We start from the raw sequence: 14,566 nt of genomic DNA, 5'->3' as shown, positions 1-14,566 counted from the left end.
CGTGGGGCTTTCACCCACTCGTCCATCAGTCCTGCGATGGTCCCTCTGACGCTGCGCTCAGGCTCACCAGATCATCCTAGGGCAGAATCGCTAACGCTATTTGCTGAGATCAGCAAGAGGGATCGTGGTTCGTACTTCCCGACCGAATATGGTCACAAGTATCCGCGCCATGTCGATACCAACAACATCATCGACCACAGCAGGAAAGCTGGCGAATGGACCATGATCAATATGGACCCTATCGCCTGAGCGATATAACCCTTTCACCGCCTCGATATCTTCTTTATCATTTTCCAGCATCGCCTTGAGTTTCAATACGTTTTCATCCCGAATAGGCAGCGGTCCATGAGCACCGGAAATCACGGAAAGCGCACCACGAACACGCGCCAGACCTGCCCACATGAGGGCGCAAGACAGCACACGAACGAACACATATCCGGGCATAACCGACCGCTCTTGTATCCAAATCTTCTTTGAGTTCGGTCGTCTCCATGGCCTCTTTTCGGTCGGCAACCAGTGCTCTACCTTCGCCTCTCGCAAGGTCTTTTCCACAGCTTTGTCGAACCGTGGAACCGTCCTCAGCACATACCAGCGCCTGCCACTCACCTCCTCACCAGCACCAGCCAGCATTGCTTGAGCCCGACGGCTGACAGTTGCCTCACGATTCGCCCTCATCAGGAGCGCAGCAACCTCAGCCTCGGAAAGCTGCTCCGGTGCAATCGGTCGAGCCTCATTCAGCTGCTTGCTGCGCGCCATCATCATTGCCTTTTGCCTCGCCTGACTTGATTGCCGCCTCGAATTCCTTCAGCCCTCCCGGCCCGCCAGCCGGGAAGTAAACCCATTCCTGTCGCCCCGGATCCGGCACCCATGGCCATCCACGCACCTCATGCTCCAGCCGCCATTCCTCCCACCGCTCAGAGCCAACCCGCACCGCCTCCATCATCTCCGCAAGCGGCTGCAGCGCGGTCGAAACCGTCACGCCCTGCCGATGCGTGGCCTTTTCGTGCATCGCGTTGATGGCTGGAAATCCGGTCTTCACCCGCTTGTCGGCCAGCAGCTGCTCAGCCGTGAAGCGACCAGCTTCCACCATCTGCTGCTCAACCCGCGTCAGGACCGGAGCTGGCCCCGTCACCCCGGCCAGCAGATGTTTGATCCGAGCAGCCTGCCAGAGCTTGCCGAACGGCTTGGCCAGAACTGCGGCCGGGCGCTCCTCGCTTGCCTGCGGCTCGAGCCGCGTCCAGCGCTTTTCGCGCAGGTAGACCGCATGGCTGCACAGGTGTTTCCGTCCGCCAGCCTTCACCGCCGCCTCATAGCGCCCCGCCTCCTCGGCGGCCTGTTGTCGCTCATCCGGCGACAAATCCGCCCATGCCTTCCACGCTTCCGGCCTGCTGTCGCTGACCGAGGTCGGCCAAGCCTGAAACGCCCGCTCGAAAGCCCGTTCGGTGGCCTTGCGACTGGCTGGATGATTTTCCCCCTCTTCCCGCTCGCCTTCGCGCGCATCTCTCTCCTGTTCTGCAGGGGACGTTAAATCGGGGTCGTTCTTATAGGGTGCCGATCCAGGACCGGCAGGGGGTGCCGACTCTGGGTCGGCAGGGGGTGCCGATATATCGGCAGGGGTGCCGGCTGGTCGGCACCCTGTTTCCGCGTCCGATTTCTCCCAGGCATTCATCGTCGCGGCCGCAACTTCGCGGTCGAAGATGACCCGGTAGTGATAGGACGTGTCGCGCCCGTCAAAGCTGTCGCCCGTGCGGCGCTCCACAACCCCGATCTTCATGAGCCGTTCCAGCGAGGACTGCACCGTAGATCGTGCGCAGTCGAGCTGCCGCGCCATTTTCACCTGACTACGGAAGCACCAGCCCGCCTTGTCGATATGGCGCCCCAGCAGGCACAACACCTGCAGATCGCGCCCCTTGAGGCGCGGATCGGTGACGATCCAGCCCGGAATGATGGAAAATCTGAGATCACTCATTCCGCCGCCATCCTTTCCACGGCCAGATGCGCGCAATTCGCGCCAACCAGCGCCGCCGCGAGCGGCGGGCAAACGCTGTTGCCGCAGCACGAAACCTGCGCATTCTTGGGCAAGGGTCGCCCGTTGAAGTCGATGTCGATCCGGTATTCGCGGGGAAAGCCCTGCGCGTTGAACAGCTCACGCGGCCCGAGCATGCGCATGCCGATGTCAACAATGACGAATTCCGCCCCGTCGATCTCGAGCGTCACGAATTCCCGCTCATCCCAGAAGCCATGCGCGCGCAGGAAGCCGGCCACCTCACGCGCCCGCTCCGCCTGCGCCTCCGTGAAGGGCGGCACATGCATGCCAGCCTCCACATAGCCAAACCGGTCTTTCACGGTCACCGTGTGCGCCGGTTCATCAACCCGCTGCCCGTCCCCAGTGCCGTAGTATTTCTGCATGAAGGGCGCGACCATGCTCAGCCCGGCCCCGCCCGCAGTCACCGTATGCGTCGGCTCATCGGCCCCGTTGAAGGGCTTGCCCGAATTGCGCATGGTCATGATGTGCGGCGCGATGACCGCCGAGTGGCCACCGCCAGCCAGAACGGCCGGGTGCGGCGCATCAACGCCACGATCCCTACGGCTGCTGCCTTTCAGGCTCATGAGGTGAGCGGCGATGACACCCTGCTGCGGATGAGCGGTGATGGTAGAGATCGGCTCCGCTGCCGAACGGCCCGGATTAACCCCACCCTCGCGCCGCCGGTCATTGTTGTGATGAGCCACAAATGTCGCCACAAGCGCATGCTTCACCCCACCGGCAACGACCGTGCCGAGCGGCGCGTCGATATCGAGCGCGCGCGGTGCCTGCCCCTTGCGTTCGCCATAGCCCGTCTGGACCATCGTCGGCGCAACAAGCGCATGCGAGATCCCGCCAGCCGTCACGACGCCAAACGGTTCGTCGAGCGGATATTCCCGCCGCCCGCCGCTGTCACCATGGGCAACACTCACGAGGAAAGGTCGTTCCGCCTCCAGCACATAGCGTTTCACGCCGCGCGCCACGCGGGCCATGGTCGCCGGCTTGAGCGGGCGCACGGCGCGCAGGCCATGCTTCTCCATGATTTCATCCGACGTGTCGAAGATCGACGGGCAAGGCTTCGAAAAGTCGATCACGTCATCCGCTGCAGTCCGCCATGGCAGTTTCCGACCGGCCAAAACATCGGGATCATCCGGCGCGCCATGCGTCGGCTCCGGCCACACAATCGGCTTGCCGTCGCGCCGCGCGATGAGAAAGAGCCGGCGGCGGATCGTCGGCGCGCCATAATCGCAGGCGCGCAACTGCCGATGCTGGATCTTGTAGCCCTGACGCTGGAGCGCCCGGCACCATTTCTCAAACGTCGCGCCCCGCCGTTTCGGGCAGGGCATCAGGCCGCGCTCGGTCTCCACCAGCGGCCCCCAGTCCTGAAATTCCTCGACATTTTCGAGGATGATCACATCAGGCTGCGCCCGCTCCGCCCACAGAACGACAATCCATGCGAGATCACGGATATTGCGCTCCACCGGCTTGCCGCCCTTGGCCTTCGAGAAGTGCTTGCAGTCCGGCGAAAACCACGCCAGCCCCACATGTCGGCCATAGACATAGTCCAGCGGATCGACATGATAGATGTTCTGGCTGACATGCAGCGTCTCGGGATGGTTCGCCTCATGGAGCGCGAGCGCCGCCTCATTGTGGTTGATCGCGATATCCGGCGAACGCCCCAGCGCTATTTCAATGCCGGTCGACGCACCGCCGCCCCCGGCAAAACTGTCCACGATCATCGGCGGCAGACTGCCCCCGGCGCCGGCCATCTCGTTATCGAATAGCCTCATCCCACAGCCCTCCAGGCCTTGAATGCAGCCCTCAGCGCCTTCCAGCGCTCGGCCGCCTGTTCATTTCCGTTGAGTTCGCGCCGCGAGGTGATCGCGAGGATCGAGCGCAGCTTCACCACCGCGCGGTCCTTCGTCAGCGGCAGTTCCAGCCCGTGCTGCTCCGCCAGAAAGCGGCGGAAGGCGGGCTCATCGCATTTCATGGTTGCCTCGGCGGCAAAGTCGCGCGGCGCGTCCTGCCGGGCCGGCTCAGCCTGCTGGCGCTTGGCCGCGCCCCTGCGCGCCTTCTCTATGGCGCGATCCACCAGCCCGAGCAGGAAACCGGCCATCTCCGGCGCGTCGGCGATGAAGGCGATTTCGTCAAACGTCGCGCGCGGCGTGAACCGCGCCAGCTCGACAAACTCGCCGTGCTCATCCCGCGCTTCCAGAAACTCGCCATGATCATCCATGGAGCGGTGCCAGCGCGCAGGCTGGATCCGCGCAAGCCTGTCGCGGGCTGTCTGAAGGCGTTGCATTTCCTCACTCACGGGAACCTCCCGTGCTTGGTCATCACGGTTTTCAGCCGCCGCGCCGCCGCTTCGAGGTTCCTGCGCGCGCGAACTTCCGGCCCGCCGGAAAACTTTGCCTGCTGCAGCCGGTCGAACGCTTTGCCAACCTGACGACAGGCGTTCATGACCTCCTCATCCGCCTTGCGCACGACGACGCGCGGCGCAGGAACGCGCAGCTTCTCGACCTCTTCCATGAGCACTTGGCCGACCACACCGGCCAGCCGCTTCTTGATGCCGTCGATTTTGTCGATAGGCGCCGTCATGTCCGACCCCCGCTAGCAAATGCGCCAAGCTGCGCGCCGAACTCGGCAAGCGCGTCGGCAACAGCGGGCTTCAAGCGCCCCTGCCCGTCCCGCACCGAGCGCATGGCGTTGAGCCGGAGTTCGAGATAGGCCTCGCCCGGCTCAAATTGCCGCTTGCGGCAGATCTTCCGGATGACGCCCTGATACTTGCTCACGATCATGTCCGGCGCAGCCAGCAGCAGCAGCGCGAGCGCACGGTTATCCTCGGCGTCATGCATCTGGCGCAGAATCGGGAGCATGGTGTCGGTCATTCCGCCACCTCCCCCGCCTCAAAGCCCCAGGCGTCCCAGCCCGCTCGCGGCGACCGACAGAACAGCTCTATCCGCGCCATATCCGGGTAAAGCCGCTCGATTGTCTCAGCGAAGAATTCCGGCTTGGCGCTATGCCGCCCTTTCCGCTCGCGGTGAACGGTCTCAGGCTGCGTTCCGGGCAGCGGAGCGACAGCATCACCGCGCCTGCCGATCAGCAGCAGCTCATGCCGATCACGGCCCCAGTAGCCGGTGCCCGCCACTTCCTTGTCCCAGATCCAGTGGTGAACATAGGTGAAGCCCCATGCCTGGATGACCCGCAGGCCATCCAGCAACATGGGATTGGTCGCCCATAGAAAGAGCACCGCGTCCCGCGCGGCCACGCCGCCCAGCTTCGCAAGCAGGCCGCAGATTTCTTCCGTTGGCATGGTCGGGTAATGGTTTTCCGCGCTTTTCTCGCGCCCCGTCTCTTCGGAGCGAACCGAATACCGCCATGCAGGATCCGCGTAGATCACCGGATACAGCCTGGATACCTTCTCCGGCGCGGTGCTGGCCCCGCGCTCGGCAATCATTTCCATATGCGCAAGGCGCACCGAATGGCGGGTCTTCTGCTCTTCGGCCCGCAAGAGCTTCGCCACCTTGGCCAGCTCGCGCCGGTTTTCCGGCTCCGGCATGAAAGCCGTCTTGATCGTCCGCCGCGCAGGCCTGTTTTTGCCGTCGCGCCCCTCGACCTCTTCGAACTGGGGAATTTCCCCGGCCTTCTCCAGCCTGCCGCGCACCTTGCCAACCGTCTTGTGGTCGACGCCCAGCATCGCAGCCACAGCCCGCGACGAAATCGAAGGCGTGTCGCGAAGCTGTCCTTCGATCAGGTCACGCTTCTGCGCGCTGGTGAGGTGCCGCCGCGAGACATTCAGTTCGCGCGCCAGAGACCGTTTTTCGAGCTCATCAAGGCCGCGCCGCACAAAGCGCGGCCAGTCGGCCAGGCCCAGCTTCTCACAGACCTGCACACGATGGTGCCCGTCGAGAATGTTGCCCTCTTCGTCATACTCGACGGGCACAAGCACACCATGTTCGATGATCGAGGCTTCGAGCGCTGCAAAGTCTTCGTCGGAGAGCGGAGGCAGGAGCTGATACTTCATCACTCCATCCCCAGTGCGGCCTTGTAGAGATCGATCATCGCCTCGGCTTCCTGCCGCTCTGCCGGATCCTGTTTCCGCATCTTCACGATGCTGCGCAGAGCCTTGGTGTCGAAGCCCATCGACTTGGCCTCGGCGAAGATCTCTTTCTTGTCGTCGCTCAGCGCGTCGATATCTTCCTGCACCCGCTCGATCCGCTCGACGAACGCACGCAGCTGGCCAGCGGCAACGGTCTGCGGGCCGCTGGCCTCATCGGATTCAGCGACCATCTTTGCGCCGGGCCGTTCACGTGCCGGCCCGCGCGGGCTCCACGGATCATGCTCCATCAGGCTGCCCTCTGCTCGCGAGGCCAGGAGTGCAGCGCGTCTAAGGCGCGTTCCTTTATCCACGGCTGCAAGGGCATCAGCACGGCGAAACGCGACCCCTCACCTGTCACCCGTATGGGCGAGTCTTCGTCCGCAACATGAAACGTGAGCATTTCGTCGCCATCGAACGCGCGCACGATGTCACGCAGATAGCGCGGATTGAACTCGACAACGGACTCACCCGAGACGCCGGAGGTTACGGCAGCGTCGACATACTCGCGGCCCACGATCTCGTTTGGCGACCCGACGCCACAAAGCGCAAGCCGGTCCGCATCGAAAGCCAGCGACACAGCGCGGACACCACCATATAAGATCACCGATTGAAGCCGGGTCAGCACACGCTGGAAGGCTTTCCGCTCCACTGTGACCTTTTGCGTCGTTCGCTCCATCGGGGGCACGACACGCGGCCAGTCAGGAAAAGACCCGTCGATCAGCCGGCTTTGCAGCCGCATGCCGGGCAACGAAAACTCGGCGGCCGTCGCACCATCGTTCAGGAGCATGGCGCTCAATCCGGGAAGGCTAGCGAGCAAACCTACCGTGCTGCGCCCGATGATCGGCCGGCCATGGTCGGCCCCGTCATCGCCAACCTGATACGCGGCGAGCCGATGCCCATCCGTGGCGAGCATCTTGCCTCCATCGATGCAGACGCCGTTCAGGTAGTATCTGGTTGCCTCGGTGCTGATGAACGGCGAGCAAAAATGAAGGCCGCGCAGGAACGCCTTGGGCCGGATATTGACAGGTCGGTCACACGTTGCGTTGAGCGACACCTCACCATGTTCGACGGTCGGCAGGTCATACCGACCGCCGGAGAACGAAAGGCTCGCGCCCTGTGCGCCGGCATCGAGGCGGATCGTGTCGCCATCCGCGATATGCCGAACGAGCGCCGCAAGCGGACGAAAATCAACCGCCGCCTTGCCCTCGGCCCGGACACAGGACAGGTCGACCTCTGCATAGTCCACCAGATTCGAGGCGCGCAGGGTCGCGCCGTCAAAGCGCACGGTTTCGAGCAAAGGCGTGGTTGCCCGTTTCGGAACCACACGCGCCATCAAATCCATCGCGCCTTTGAGCGCGCCTGCGGTCGTCTCAAGTCTCATGGCTTTCTCCATCGGTTGAGGCCCGATACGTGTCACGTAGACGCCGCTGAATGCGCAGCAGCGCATCACGCACAGGCAGATTGCGCTCCACGTCCATGCGCGCGGCGTCATCCGGCGCACGCTTCGCCAGCGCGGTTCCGGGCAGGATCAGGTTTGGGCTTTTCTCCTGGCTGCGCATCAGCCGGCCCTCGGCGTGATGGCGGCGAGCCAGAGCAGCAGGAGACAGAACAGGAGCACGGCAAAAGCCGCTGCCCGCCATGCGCGCGCCGCCGTCATGCCGCCTCCTCCGCCACGCTTTCGCAGTGGGCGAGATAGTCGCGGTGGAACGTGCAATAGCGGCTGTGCTGCCTGCCGCCGGCCCAGTTCTCGGGTTCAACAGCGGCAGCGCAGAAAAACGTGGTGCCCGGCTCACGCCGCACGGGAAAGAGACAGCCAGCCCCTTCGATCTCCAAAAGGCTGCGCCCGCCGGCCACACCAGCAGGCGCTTCCGGCGCATTGCGCGCCTGCACCATGTCTTCGACGGAGCGGATCATCCCGCGCCCCCGCTCACCACAGAGAACCCGCCTGCCCCGCGCACGCTGGCAGCCTGCCTGCGGCATGCGGAGAGAATGTCTTCCAGCTCGCTCAGGCGGCGGTCATAGGCCGTGGCCTCTGCCGGGGTGATTTTCCCGTCAGACATGGCCTCGGCCATCATCGCCATCATCTCGCCCGCCTTGCTGCAAAGGCCCGCATAACCGCGCATGATGTCGGCCTCGGCGTCCGCCACCTCCTTCGGGTCGGAGAGTCGCCGCCCGGAAAGCTCCGCCAGAGCGGTTGTCATCACCGGCATGCCGGTTTCGGACTCGAGCGAAATAAGCGCATCCAGCGGCATCAGGTCCGGGCTGTCGCCATTGTTCCAGCGGCCCACGGTCGATTTCGAGTAGCCGACGATTTCGGCCACGCGTTCGATGCCGCCGGCGGCGGAAATCATGTCGCGCTGCGCGGCCTTGATGCGGTAGTGGCGGGCATTGGCGTTCGGGATCATGGGTTTTCTCCGGGCAAAAGCTTTCCCGCGCCGGGAAAACCCGGCGTCGTTTCCCGTGGCGGGAATGGATTGGTGCTGTCAGGGTGCGGGCATGGAACAGAAACCAGACAACCGCGAAATCATCAGCCTATGGCGGCGACCGGAGAGCGCCCCGAGGCACGCCCTCCGGCCCCTTCTCGCTCTCAGGGGTATGGCTGGTTGCAGGGGGCAGATTCGAACTGCCGACCTCTTGAGTATGAACCAAGTGGGATACCGCTTCCCCACCCTGCTGAAACTGGTTTGCTGCGCCGGCCTCAAGGTCGCACACGGCGCGCAGAAGGCGCGGAATTCCCGCAGCCCTGGCGCGCTCGGCGGCCATGTCGGCAATCAACGCGTCGACACTGGCGAACCTCTCATAGGCGGCAACCGCCTGGAGCAGGATCATCATGGCCGGCGAAACGCGAATGGAATTGGAGGCTGCGCCTTCCGGGAAACGAGCCCCGAAACCCGCAGGCGCGGCCAGTGCCACATTTCCGGGGAGGAGGTCGGAAACGCGGTCTTGGGAGGAACAGTGTTGACGAAGCGCGGTCATTCGGCGGCCTCCGGAGTCGGCTTTTCCAGCGATTGGAAGAACCACCCGTCATCCCAATCGATACCTCTCTGGACAGCCGCCAGCCTGATCTTTCGCATATCGTCAAGCGAAGGCGACACATCCCTCTCCCAGCGAGAGACGCTGGCCTGCGTCACGCCAATGAGCGCAGCAAACTCCACCTGGGTTGCATCAAATATCTCTTTGCGGATGTACCGGATCGCGTTCATAGGGGCGCATACTATGCGCAAACGGATATTTATCAAGCTTCTTTTATGCGCAAGCGGATTTTTCTTTATCCGCCCCGTTGCCTAACGTCCGAGCCATGACAATGGAACAGAAGATACGAGCAATCATGAAAGCCACCGGCTGGAAACAGCAGAAGGTGGCAGAGCATTTCGATGTGTCGCAATCCACGGTGAACAGATGGCTAAGTGGATCCGAACCCGAAGGGCATCGCCGCGACGCCATCAACGCAGCATTCGACAGCTTAGTGGAAGCGCCAAAACCTTCGGCTGATGGCATGGCAGTGCCAGTCATGGGCTTCGTCGGCGCGGGGTCAGAGGTAATGCCAGACTTCGAGCAGGTGCCGCCGGAAGGCATCGACCAAGTTCATGTGCCGTTCCATGTCCCTGATGATCTGATCGCCTTTACTGTCAGAGGCACTTCGATGCTTCCCTATATGCGCGAAGGCACGATCATCATCGTCTACCGGGAACAACAGAAGCCAATCGAGGCATTTTACGGCCTTCAGGCAGCTGTACGGACGGCAGATGGGAAACGGTTCATCAAAACCATCACACGCGGCAGCAACGGCGGCGTGAATCTGATCTCATGGAATGCCGAGGAGATGTACGACGTGCATCTCGAATGGATCGGAGAGATTTTCGCAATCCTACCACCGTCGGCAGCGCGGAAGGTTGAGCGCCAAGGCGGCATACAGGGACAGCTTAAACTGAGGGCATAGAATAGCAGAACTGTCATGAGAAAGCCCAAACCTCCGCGCGAACGCGCTGCCCGCGCTTTGTGTACGTCCCGTGGCTTGCCAGAGAACACGAAGTTCGAAGGCCGGCCAATGTGGGAAAGCCTCATGCCGGAGGTCGACATCGTTCTTAAGGCCGCGCTGACGCCGGAAGAGTGGGAGCGCATTCGGGAGGAAGACGGGAGCCCATGACTGACAAGCTCGCTGCCAAGCTCCTAGAAGCGGCCGACAACATCGAAAACGTAGCGCTCTCAGAAATACAGGCTTTGCTTCGCCGTGCCTCATTGCGCATAGGCAATCGCACCCAACCATCCGGGACCACCATTCTCGAGCGAGAAATTTCTCGGGTGATTGATGAGTTCGCAGCGACCCATGACATACCGCGTGACGATGCCGCCAATCTGGCTCTCCGCGACTGGGCAATCAGTATGGGGCTCATAGAGATCGACGACTTGAATAATGAAGGCGACGAGCCATGACTGACAAGCTCGCTGACGAACTGCTGAAAGCAGCCGACACGCTGCACGACTTCACGCCTATCGAGATCCAGGTATTGTTGCGGCGCGCGGCTCTTCGACTTCAAGGCAAGCTTGTCAAAGCCGGTGACATCACCCTCATTTCAGAAGTAGCGGACCTGGCTGACGAATTCGCGAAAGCGAACGAGATGAGCCGTGACGAAGCCGTCAACGCGATCATACTGGATTGGGGCATAGGCGCTGGCCTGATCGAGATCGATGACCTGGATGAGGAAGACGAATAAGAGGCACCCCAGAGAGGAGTGGCCAACCTTATGCGCAATTATCCGCCAATTCGAAGGAGTGTATCCGTTTGCGCATTTTTTTGTTTGATTAATATCCGTTTGCGCATATTATCCTCTTCGTTCCCCACCCAAGGCCGTATCGAGCGATCCCCTCCGCTCGGTACGGCCCGCCTTGGGGCCACCCGAACGGAGAGATGCAATGATCCAGTTTCAGAAGGCCGACATTTCGGCCACGGAAGCCGCCCACATCGAGACCAACCCCGTGAAGCTCATGGCCGACGCCATGCTGGTTATTCAGGGCGGCGGGCGCACGGTTGACCGCGACGCCCTTTCCCTTGAGGGCTTTTCCGCAGCTGATATCGACAAACACGGCGTCGAGGCCCGCGACCTCGCCAATGCCCTGTCGCAGAGGCGGGCGGCATGAAAGCCGCCCTCGCCTTTCTGGCGCGCCGCCGCATCGAGCGCGCGGCCATGATGGCGCTGGCCTTCGCCTATGGCGTCGGCCTGCCGCTCATCTACGCGACCACGTGATGAGGGCGGCGTCATGTCCCCCATCCTCGCCGGCGCAGCGTTCGGTCTTTGCCTTGTCGCAGCGCTGATCATCACCCTGAAACGCCGCGAGCGCCACACCGGCGCCGACGATTTCCTTTCAGACAAGAACGATTGGGGAATGTGATGGCTGCGCAGCCGCCGCCGCTGACCAGGCGTCAGCGCCACGTCCTTTTTCTGCAGGGCGCGCTGAACCGCGTAGCGCACTGCTACACCCCGCCTGCACGGCCTGATGCACTGGCCGAGTTCTTGCTCGGCGGCGAAATGGTCGACCGCGGCTACATCGCGATCACCGATCTGGCCGGCGCGAAATCCTTCATTGACGACATCAGAACAGGCCGCAGGCCGATCCGGGAGGAAGCCCATGGCTGATCGCACGAAAATTGAATGGACCGATGCAACATGGAACCCGATCACCGGTTGCTCTGTCGTCTCTCCCGGCTGCACGAACTGCTATGCCATGCAGCTCGCCGGCACCCGCCTGAAACACACTCCTTCCCGGAAAGGTCTCACCAGCCCCAGCAAGGCAGGGCCGGTCTGGAATGCGCAGGTTCGGTTCAACCGCGAGTGGCTTGAACAGCCGCTGCACTGGAAAAGGCCGCGCATGGTTTTCGTGTGCGCTCATGGCGACCTGTTTCATGAAAGCGTGCCCGACGAATGGATCGATCAGATCTTTGCCGTCATGGCGCTATGCCCGGAGCACACATTCCAGGTGCTGACGAAGCGCGCGCGGCGCATGCGGGAGTATCTTCACATTCGCGAGCATCAGATCGTCGCAGCGTCTCTGAAACTCCCAAGGGCGCTGACGCGCTGGCCACATTTGCCGCTGCCGAACGTCTGGCTGGGTGTCTCGGTTGAGGATCAGACCAGAGCCGTCGAACGCATACCCGATCTGCTGCAAGCGCGCGCGGCAGTGCGCTTCGTCTCCGCCGAACCGCTGCTCGGGCCACTAGACCTGACATCGATGGAAGTCGGCGAAGGAACAATAGATGCGCTCAATCCCACACCATGGGCAGAGGAACTGGAAAACTGGCGCGACACCGAAGAGGAATGGGAAGAGTCTTTCCTCGACTGGTATTACCTCGACACCATCCCGACCAAGGGCGACATGCACCCGACACTGGATTGGGTGATTGCCGGCGGGGAAAGCGGCAGCGCCGCCCGTCCCATGCATCCGGAATGGGTGCGCTCGCTTCGTGATCAGTGCGCAGCTTCCAACGCTGCTTTCTTCTTCAAGCAATGGGGCGAATGGACTACCGCCGCAGGCGCACCTGCTTCGCAGCATATCGGCCACGTGTTTGATGACGGCTTCCAGATGATCCGTATGGGCAAAAAGGCTTCCGGTCGCACGCTTGATGGCTGCGAACACGGTGAAATGCCCCAGGCATGGGAGGTGCCTGCATTATGACCATCGAAACCCATGATGGCCGCACACAGGTCACCTGCGACCACTGCCCGGCCAGCTACCCCAACACCTACGCCCGCGACGATTTCGACGTGATGATCGCCGACGCGCGAACCGCCGGCTGGCGCATTGTGAAGGCTAAGGTCGACCCGGCAAACGGCGAAGGCACGGCCGAGCTCTTCGGCACTGTTCCAAAGGTCGCCGACCGCAAGCCCAAACAGGGCTTCGTGCACATCTGCCCGGACTGTCAGCAGGCAGCAGAGCACAATTGTCGAGGATTGCTGTGACCTTCGCTCTGTTCTTTCAATTTGATCCGGGAGGAACATTCCGATGGCCCTCATGACACCGGCCGAAGCCGCAGCGCAACTCGGCATATCGAGCCGACAGTTGCGTGATCTCACGACTGATGGTGAAATCCCGTTTGTAAACATCGGCCGCGGCGAGCGGGCCACCCGCAGGTATGACCCGATCGATATCGCGGCATTCATCATGGCGAGGAAAAAGACCGCATGTCCGTCTATAAGCGCCCCGGCTCACAGGTCTACAGCTACGACTTCCGCTGTCGTGGGCATCGATTTTCAGGCTCGACGGACTGCACGACGAAACGCGAAGCTGAAAAGCTCGAAGACGGGCTCAAAAGGCAGATAAAGGCGGAAGCCGCCGAGCGCTCCGCCCCGATGACCTTCCTCACCGCTAGCTCGCTCTGGTGGGAGGAGAAAGCCCAGTTCAGAGCCGACCACATCGACCAGGAGCGATATCTCGCCTGGCTTCAGGCAGTGATCGGTAAGAAGACCCCCATATCCCTGATCGACGACAGCACCATTGCCCGCGCAGTGGCCCGCCGACGCTCTGAGCCGGTGGAGTTTCGCAACAGGGACGGAAAGCTCACCAGCCCGCCGCATCTGCCGAGCAGCGCCACCGTTAACCGTGCCGTATGCGAGCCGATGCGCGCCATCCTTCGACGCGCGAAGAAAATCTGGAAGCAGTCCGTACAGGACATAGAATGGAGCGAGCACTGGCTTCCCGAGGCGCAGGAGCGCGTGCGCGAAGCGTCACCGGAGGAAGAGACAGCGCTCTTCGAGACCATGCGCGATGACTATACCCCTGCCCTTCGCTTTGCTTTTCTGTCCGGTTGCCGGCGCGCGGAGATCGTCGGTTTGACTTGGTCACGCGTCGATTTCTTCAACCGTGAGTTCTCTGTCCTTGGCAAAGGCGACCGCACGCGAACAATTCCGATGACGGAAGAGATGTATCGCCTTCTCTGGAGCCTGAAGGACGACCACAAAACGGCTGTCTTCACCTATATCTGCAAACGCCCCCGTGAGCGGCAGAAGAAGGGCCAGCGCTATCCGATCACGATTGAAGGCTTCAAGACGGCCTGGCGGCGCGCGCGGGAGAAGTCGGGCATCGAAGATTTCCGGTTCCACGATACGCGACACACGACCGCCACGAGGTTGATGCGCGCCACAGGAAACCTGAAAGCCACCCAGCGGCTGCTCGGCCACACCGAGATCGCCACGACGAGCCGCTACGCGCACATCACGAAGGACGATCTGCGCGCCGCGCTGGAAGCATCAAGCAATGCTTATGCTGACCGCGCGACGAAAACTGCCACGGAAAATCCCACGGGTACGCATACGCACACTGCCAAGACCAAGTAATATTTGGGAAATTCAGAGCGGGAACCTCGGCTCCCAAACCAGATGCGCTACCAGGCTGCGCTACGCTCCGAACGTTCGGCTTCATTAGGGTCTGCAGATATCGAAAGCAAGGGG

22 protein-coding genes, 1 tRNA gene and 1 pseudogene are annotated in these 14,566 nt (G+C 62.2%); 10 read left to right on the top strand and 14 right to left on the bottom strand.

Annotation, left to right across the window (positions count from 1 at the left end; translation table 11 throughout):
- Positions 1 to 96: 96 nt before the first annotated feature.
- From DEJ54_RS11960 to DEJ54_RS23730, 14 genes are all read right to left on the bottom strand, one after another.
- Entirely contained in the window at positions 97 to 762 is a 666-nt protein-coding gene (locus DEJ54_RS11960) for a transcription termination/antitermination protein NusG (RefSeq protein ID WP_113154769.1), read from the bottom strand.
- Positions 731 to 1,969, bottom strand: a complete 1,239-nt coding sequence (locus tag DEJ54_RS11955; RefSeq protein ID WP_245447526.1) for a helix-turn-helix domain-containing protein — start codon at positions 1,967 to 1,969, stop codon at positions 731 to 733. Before DEJ54_RS11955 ends, DEJ54_RS11960 begins: the two co-directional genes overlap by 32 nt.
- On the bottom strand, positions 1,966 to 3,813 hold the full coding sequence (locus tag DEJ54_RS11950) for a DNA cytosine methyltransferase (RefSeq protein ID WP_113154768.1): 1,848 nt from the start codon (positions 3,811 to 3,813) through the stop codon (positions 1,966 to 1,968). The genes DEJ54_RS11955 and DEJ54_RS11950 overlap by 4 nt, the downstream gene beginning before the upstream one ends.
- Complete coding sequence (locus tag DEJ54_RS11945; RefSeq protein WP_245447524.1) at positions 3,810 to 4,337, bottom strand: hypothetical protein; 528 nt, start codon at positions 4,335 to 4,337, stop codon at positions 3,810 to 3,812. The genes DEJ54_RS11950 and DEJ54_RS11945 overlap by 4 nt, the downstream gene beginning before the upstream one ends.
- Positions 4,334 to 4,621, bottom strand: coding sequence for a hypothetical protein (locus tag DEJ54_RS11940; protein ID WP_113154766.1), 288 nt, complete (start codon positions 4,619 to 4,621; stop codon positions 4,334 to 4,336). The genes DEJ54_RS11945 and DEJ54_RS11940 overlap by 4 nt, the downstream gene beginning before the upstream one ends.
- Positions 4,618 to 4,911, bottom strand: a complete 294-nt coding sequence (locus DEJ54_RS11935) for a hypothetical protein (RefSeq protein ID WP_113154765.1) — start codon at positions 4,909 to 4,911, stop codon at positions 4,618 to 4,620. The genes DEJ54_RS11940 and DEJ54_RS11935 overlap by 4 nt, the downstream gene beginning before the upstream one ends.
- Complete coding sequence (locus tag DEJ54_RS11930) at positions 4,908 to 6,047, bottom strand: MT-A70 family methyltransferase (RefSeq protein WP_113154764.1); 1,140 nt, start codon at positions 6,045 to 6,047, stop codon at positions 4,908 to 4,910. Before DEJ54_RS11930 ends, DEJ54_RS11935 begins: the two co-directional genes overlap by 4 nt.
- Positions 6,047 to 6,313 (bottom strand): DUF2312 domain-containing protein, encoded by a 267-nt coding sequence (locus DEJ54_RS11925; RefSeq protein ID WP_113156243.1) that lies wholly within the window; start codon positions 6,311 to 6,313, stop codon positions 6,047 to 6,049. The genes DEJ54_RS11930 and DEJ54_RS11925 overlap by 1 nt, the downstream gene beginning before the upstream one ends.
- Positions 6,314 to 6,369: 56 nt before the next feature.
- Entirely contained in the window at positions 6,370 to 7,503 is a 1,134-nt protein-coding gene (locus DEJ54_RS11920; RefSeq protein ID WP_162742266.1) for a DNA polymerase III subunit beta, read from the bottom strand.
- Positions 7,493 to 7,681, bottom strand: a complete 189-nt coding sequence (locus DEJ54_RS23180; protein ID WP_162742265.1) for a hypothetical protein — start codon at positions 7,679 to 7,681, stop codon at positions 7,493 to 7,495. The genes DEJ54_RS11920 and DEJ54_RS23180 overlap by 11 nt, the downstream gene beginning before the upstream one ends.
- 94 nt (positions 7,682 to 7,775) lie before the next feature.
- The gene (locus tag DEJ54_RS11915; RefSeq protein ID WP_113154762.1) at positions 7,776 to 8,036 is read right to left on the bottom strand and encodes a hypothetical protein; all 261 of its coding nucleotides are present in this window, start codon (positions 8,034 to 8,036) and stop codon (positions 7,776 to 7,778) included.
- On the bottom strand, positions 8,033 to 8,527 hold the full coding sequence (locus DEJ54_RS11910; protein WP_113154761.1) for a phage regulatory CII family protein: 495 nt from the start codon (positions 8,525 to 8,527) through the stop codon (positions 8,033 to 8,035). Before DEJ54_RS11910 ends, DEJ54_RS11915 begins: the two co-directional genes overlap by 4 nt.
- A gap of 195 nt (positions 8,528 to 8,722) precedes the next feature.
- Positions 8,723 to 8,797 (bottom strand) — tRNA-Met (locus DEJ54_RS11905).
- 297 nt (positions 8,798 to 9,094) lie between these two features.
- Positions 9,095 to 9,325, bottom strand: a complete 231-nt coding sequence (locus tag DEJ54_RS23730) for a helix-turn-helix transcriptional regulator (RefSeq protein ID WP_113154760.1) — start codon at positions 9,323 to 9,325, stop codon at positions 9,095 to 9,097.
- A 101-nt stretch (positions 9,326 to 9,426) separates the two neighbouring features.
- On the opposite strand from DEJ54_RS23730, the gene DEJ54_RS11895 reads away from it, so the two are divergent.
- The 10 genes and pseudogenes from DEJ54_RS11895 (at position 9,427) to DEJ54_RS11850 (ending at position 14,452) form a co-directional block, all read left to right on the top strand.
- Positions 9,427 to 10,062: an XRE family transcriptional regulator gene (locus tag DEJ54_RS11895; RefSeq protein WP_162742376.1), complete on the top strand. Its 636-nt coding sequence runs from the start codon at positions 9,427 to 9,429 to the stop codon at positions 10,060 to 10,062.
- Positions 10,063 to 10,265: 203 nt separating this feature from the next.
- A complete protein-coding gene (locus tag DEJ54_RS11885; RefSeq protein WP_113154757.1) occupies positions 10,266 to 10,556 on the top strand; it encodes a hypothetical protein in 291 nt (96 codons plus the stop codon).
- Positions 10,553 to 10,837 carry a hypothetical protein gene (locus DEJ54_RS11880; protein ID WP_113154756.1) on the top strand — a complete coding sequence of 95 codons (285 nt, stop codon included), beginning with the start codon at positions 10,553 to 10,555 and terminating at the stop codon, positions 10,835 to 10,837. The genes DEJ54_RS11885 and DEJ54_RS11880 overlap by 4 nt, the downstream gene beginning before the upstream one ends.
- Before the next feature lie 199 nt (positions 10,838 to 11,036).
- A complete protein-coding gene (locus tag DEJ54_RS11875; protein WP_113154755.1) occupies positions 11,037 to 11,261 on the top strand; it encodes a hypothetical protein in 225 nt (74 codons plus the stop codon).
- Between the two features lie 120 nt (positions 11,262 to 11,381).
- Entirely contained in the window at positions 11,382 to 11,513 is a 132-nt protein-coding gene (locus DEJ54_RS23610) for a hypothetical protein (RefSeq protein ID WP_256370526.1), read from the top strand.
- Positions 11,513 to 11,758 carry a hypothetical protein gene (locus DEJ54_RS11870; RefSeq protein WP_113154754.1) on the top strand — a complete coding sequence of 82 codons (246 nt, stop codon included), beginning with the start codon at positions 11,513 to 11,515 and terminating at the stop codon, positions 11,756 to 11,758. The genes DEJ54_RS23610 and DEJ54_RS11870 overlap by 1 nt, the downstream gene beginning before the upstream one ends.
- Positions 11,751 to 12,794, top strand: coding sequence for a DUF5131 family protein (locus tag DEJ54_RS11865; RefSeq protein WP_113154753.1), 1,044 nt, complete (start codon positions 11,751 to 11,753; stop codon positions 12,792 to 12,794). Before DEJ54_RS11870 ends, DEJ54_RS11865 begins: the two co-directional genes overlap by 8 nt.
- Positions 12,791 to 13,078 (top strand): hypothetical protein, encoded by a 288-nt coding sequence (locus tag DEJ54_RS11860; RefSeq protein ID WP_113154752.1) that lies wholly within the window; start codon positions 12,791 to 12,793, stop codon positions 13,076 to 13,078. Before DEJ54_RS11865 ends, DEJ54_RS11860 begins: the two co-directional genes overlap by 4 nt.
- A gap of 43 nt (positions 13,079 to 13,121) precedes the next feature.
- A pseudogene (locus tag DEJ54_RS23490) lies at positions 13,122 to 13,277 on the top strand (helix-turn-helix domain-containing protein); the annotation flags it as partial.
- Positions 13,278 to 13,300: 23 nt separating this feature from the next.
- Entirely contained in the window at positions 13,301 to 14,452 is a 1,152-nt protein-coding gene (locus DEJ54_RS11850; protein ID WP_113154750.1) for a site-specific integrase, read from the top strand.
- The last annotated feature ends 114 nt before the right edge of the window (positions 14,453 to 14,566 follow it).

The organism is Nitratireductor sp. OM-1 (assembly GCF_003296175.1).
In the GTDB taxonomy this organism is placed as follows: Bacteria; Pseudomonadota; Alphaproteobacteria; order Rhizobiales; family Rhizobiaceae; genus Nitratireductor; species Nitratireductor aquimarinus.
The sequence above is the reverse complement of the archived record's forward strand: the minus strand, read 5'-3'. Positions and strand labels throughout refer to the sequence as shown.

Bases quoted from the DNA above. Each gene is read 5' to 3' on its own strand.
- DEJ54_RS11940 (WP_113154766.1), bottom strand. From the start codon at position 4,621: ATGACGGCGCCTATCGACAAAATCGACGGCATCAAGAAGCGGCTGGCC.
- DEJ54_RS11885 (WP_113154757.1), top strand. From the start codon at position 10,266: ATGACTGACAAGCTCGCTGCCAAGCTCCTAGAAGCGGCCGACAACATC.
- DEJ54_RS11850 (WP_113154750.1), top strand. From the start codon at position 13,301: ATGTCCGTCTATAAGCGCCCCGGCTCACAGGTCTACAGCTACGACTTC.
- DEJ54_RS11860 (WP_113154752.1), top strand. From the start codon at position 12,791: ATGACCATCGAAACCCATGATGGCCGCACACAGGTCACCTGCGACCAC.
- DEJ54_RS11915 (WP_113154762.1), bottom strand. From the start codon at position 8,036: ATGATCCGCTCCGTCGAAGACATGGTGCAGGCGCGCAATGCGCCGGAA.
- DEJ54_RS11960 (WP_113154769.1), bottom strand. From the start codon at position 762: ATGATGATGGCGCGCAGCAAGCAGCTGAATGAGGCTCGACCGATTGCA.
- DEJ54_RS23730 (WP_113154760.1), bottom strand. From the start codon at position 9,325: ATGAACGCGATCCGGTACATCCGCAAAGAGATATTTGATGCAACCCAG.
- DEJ54_RS11925 (WP_113156243.1), bottom strand. From the start codon at position 6,313: ATGGTCGCTGAATCCGATGAGGCCAGCGGCCCGCAGACCGTTGCCGCT.
- DEJ54_RS11895 (WP_162742376.1), top strand. From the start codon at position 9,427: ATGGAACAGAAGATACGAGCAATCATGAAAGCCACCGGCTGGAAACAG.
- DEJ54_RS23610 (WP_256370526.1), top strand. From the start codon at position 11,382: ATGTCCCCCATCCTCGCCGGCGCAGCGTTCGGTCTTTGCCTTGTCGCA.
- DEJ54_RS11880 (WP_113154756.1), top strand. From the start codon at position 10,553: ATGACTGACAAGCTCGCTGACGAACTGCTGAAAGCAGCCGACACGCTG.
- DEJ54_RS11875 (WP_113154755.1), top strand. From the start codon at position 11,037: ATGATCCAGTTTCAGAAGGCCGACATTTCGGCCACGGAAGCCGCCCAC.
- DEJ54_RS11930 (WP_113154764.1), bottom strand. From the start codon at position 6,047: ATGAAGTATCAGCTCCTGCCTCCGCTCTCCGACGAAGACTTTGCAGCG.
- DEJ54_RS11950 (WP_113154768.1), bottom strand. From the start codon at position 3,813: ATGAGGCTATTCGATAACGAGATGGCCGGCGCCGGGGGCAGTCTGCCG.
- DEJ54_RS11910 (WP_113154761.1), bottom strand. From the start codon at position 8,527: ATGATCCCGAACGCCAATGCCCGCCACTACCGCATCAAGGCCGCGCAG.
- DEJ54_RS11870 (WP_113154754.1), top strand. From the start codon at position 11,513: ATGGCTGCGCAGCCGCCGCCGCTGACCAGGCGTCAGCGCCACGTCCTT.
- DEJ54_RS11865 (WP_113154753.1), top strand. From the start codon at position 11,751: ATGGCTGATCGCACGAAAATTGAATGGACCGATGCAACATGGAACCCG.
- DEJ54_RS11920 (WP_162742266.1), bottom strand. From the start codon at position 7,503: ATGAGACTTGAGACGACCGCAGGCGCGCTCAAAGGCGCGATGGATTTG.
- DEJ54_RS23180 (WP_162742265.1), bottom strand. From the start codon at position 7,681: ATGCGCAGCCAGGAGAAAAGCCCAAACCTGATCCTGCCCGGAACCGCG.
- DEJ54_RS11955 (WP_245447526.1), bottom strand. From the start codon at position 1,969: ATGAGTGATCTCAGATTTTCCATCATTCCGGGCTGGATCGTCACCGAT.
- DEJ54_RS11935 (WP_113154765.1), bottom strand. From the start codon at position 4,911: ATGACCGACACCATGCTCCCGATTCTGCGCCAGATGCATGACGCCGAG.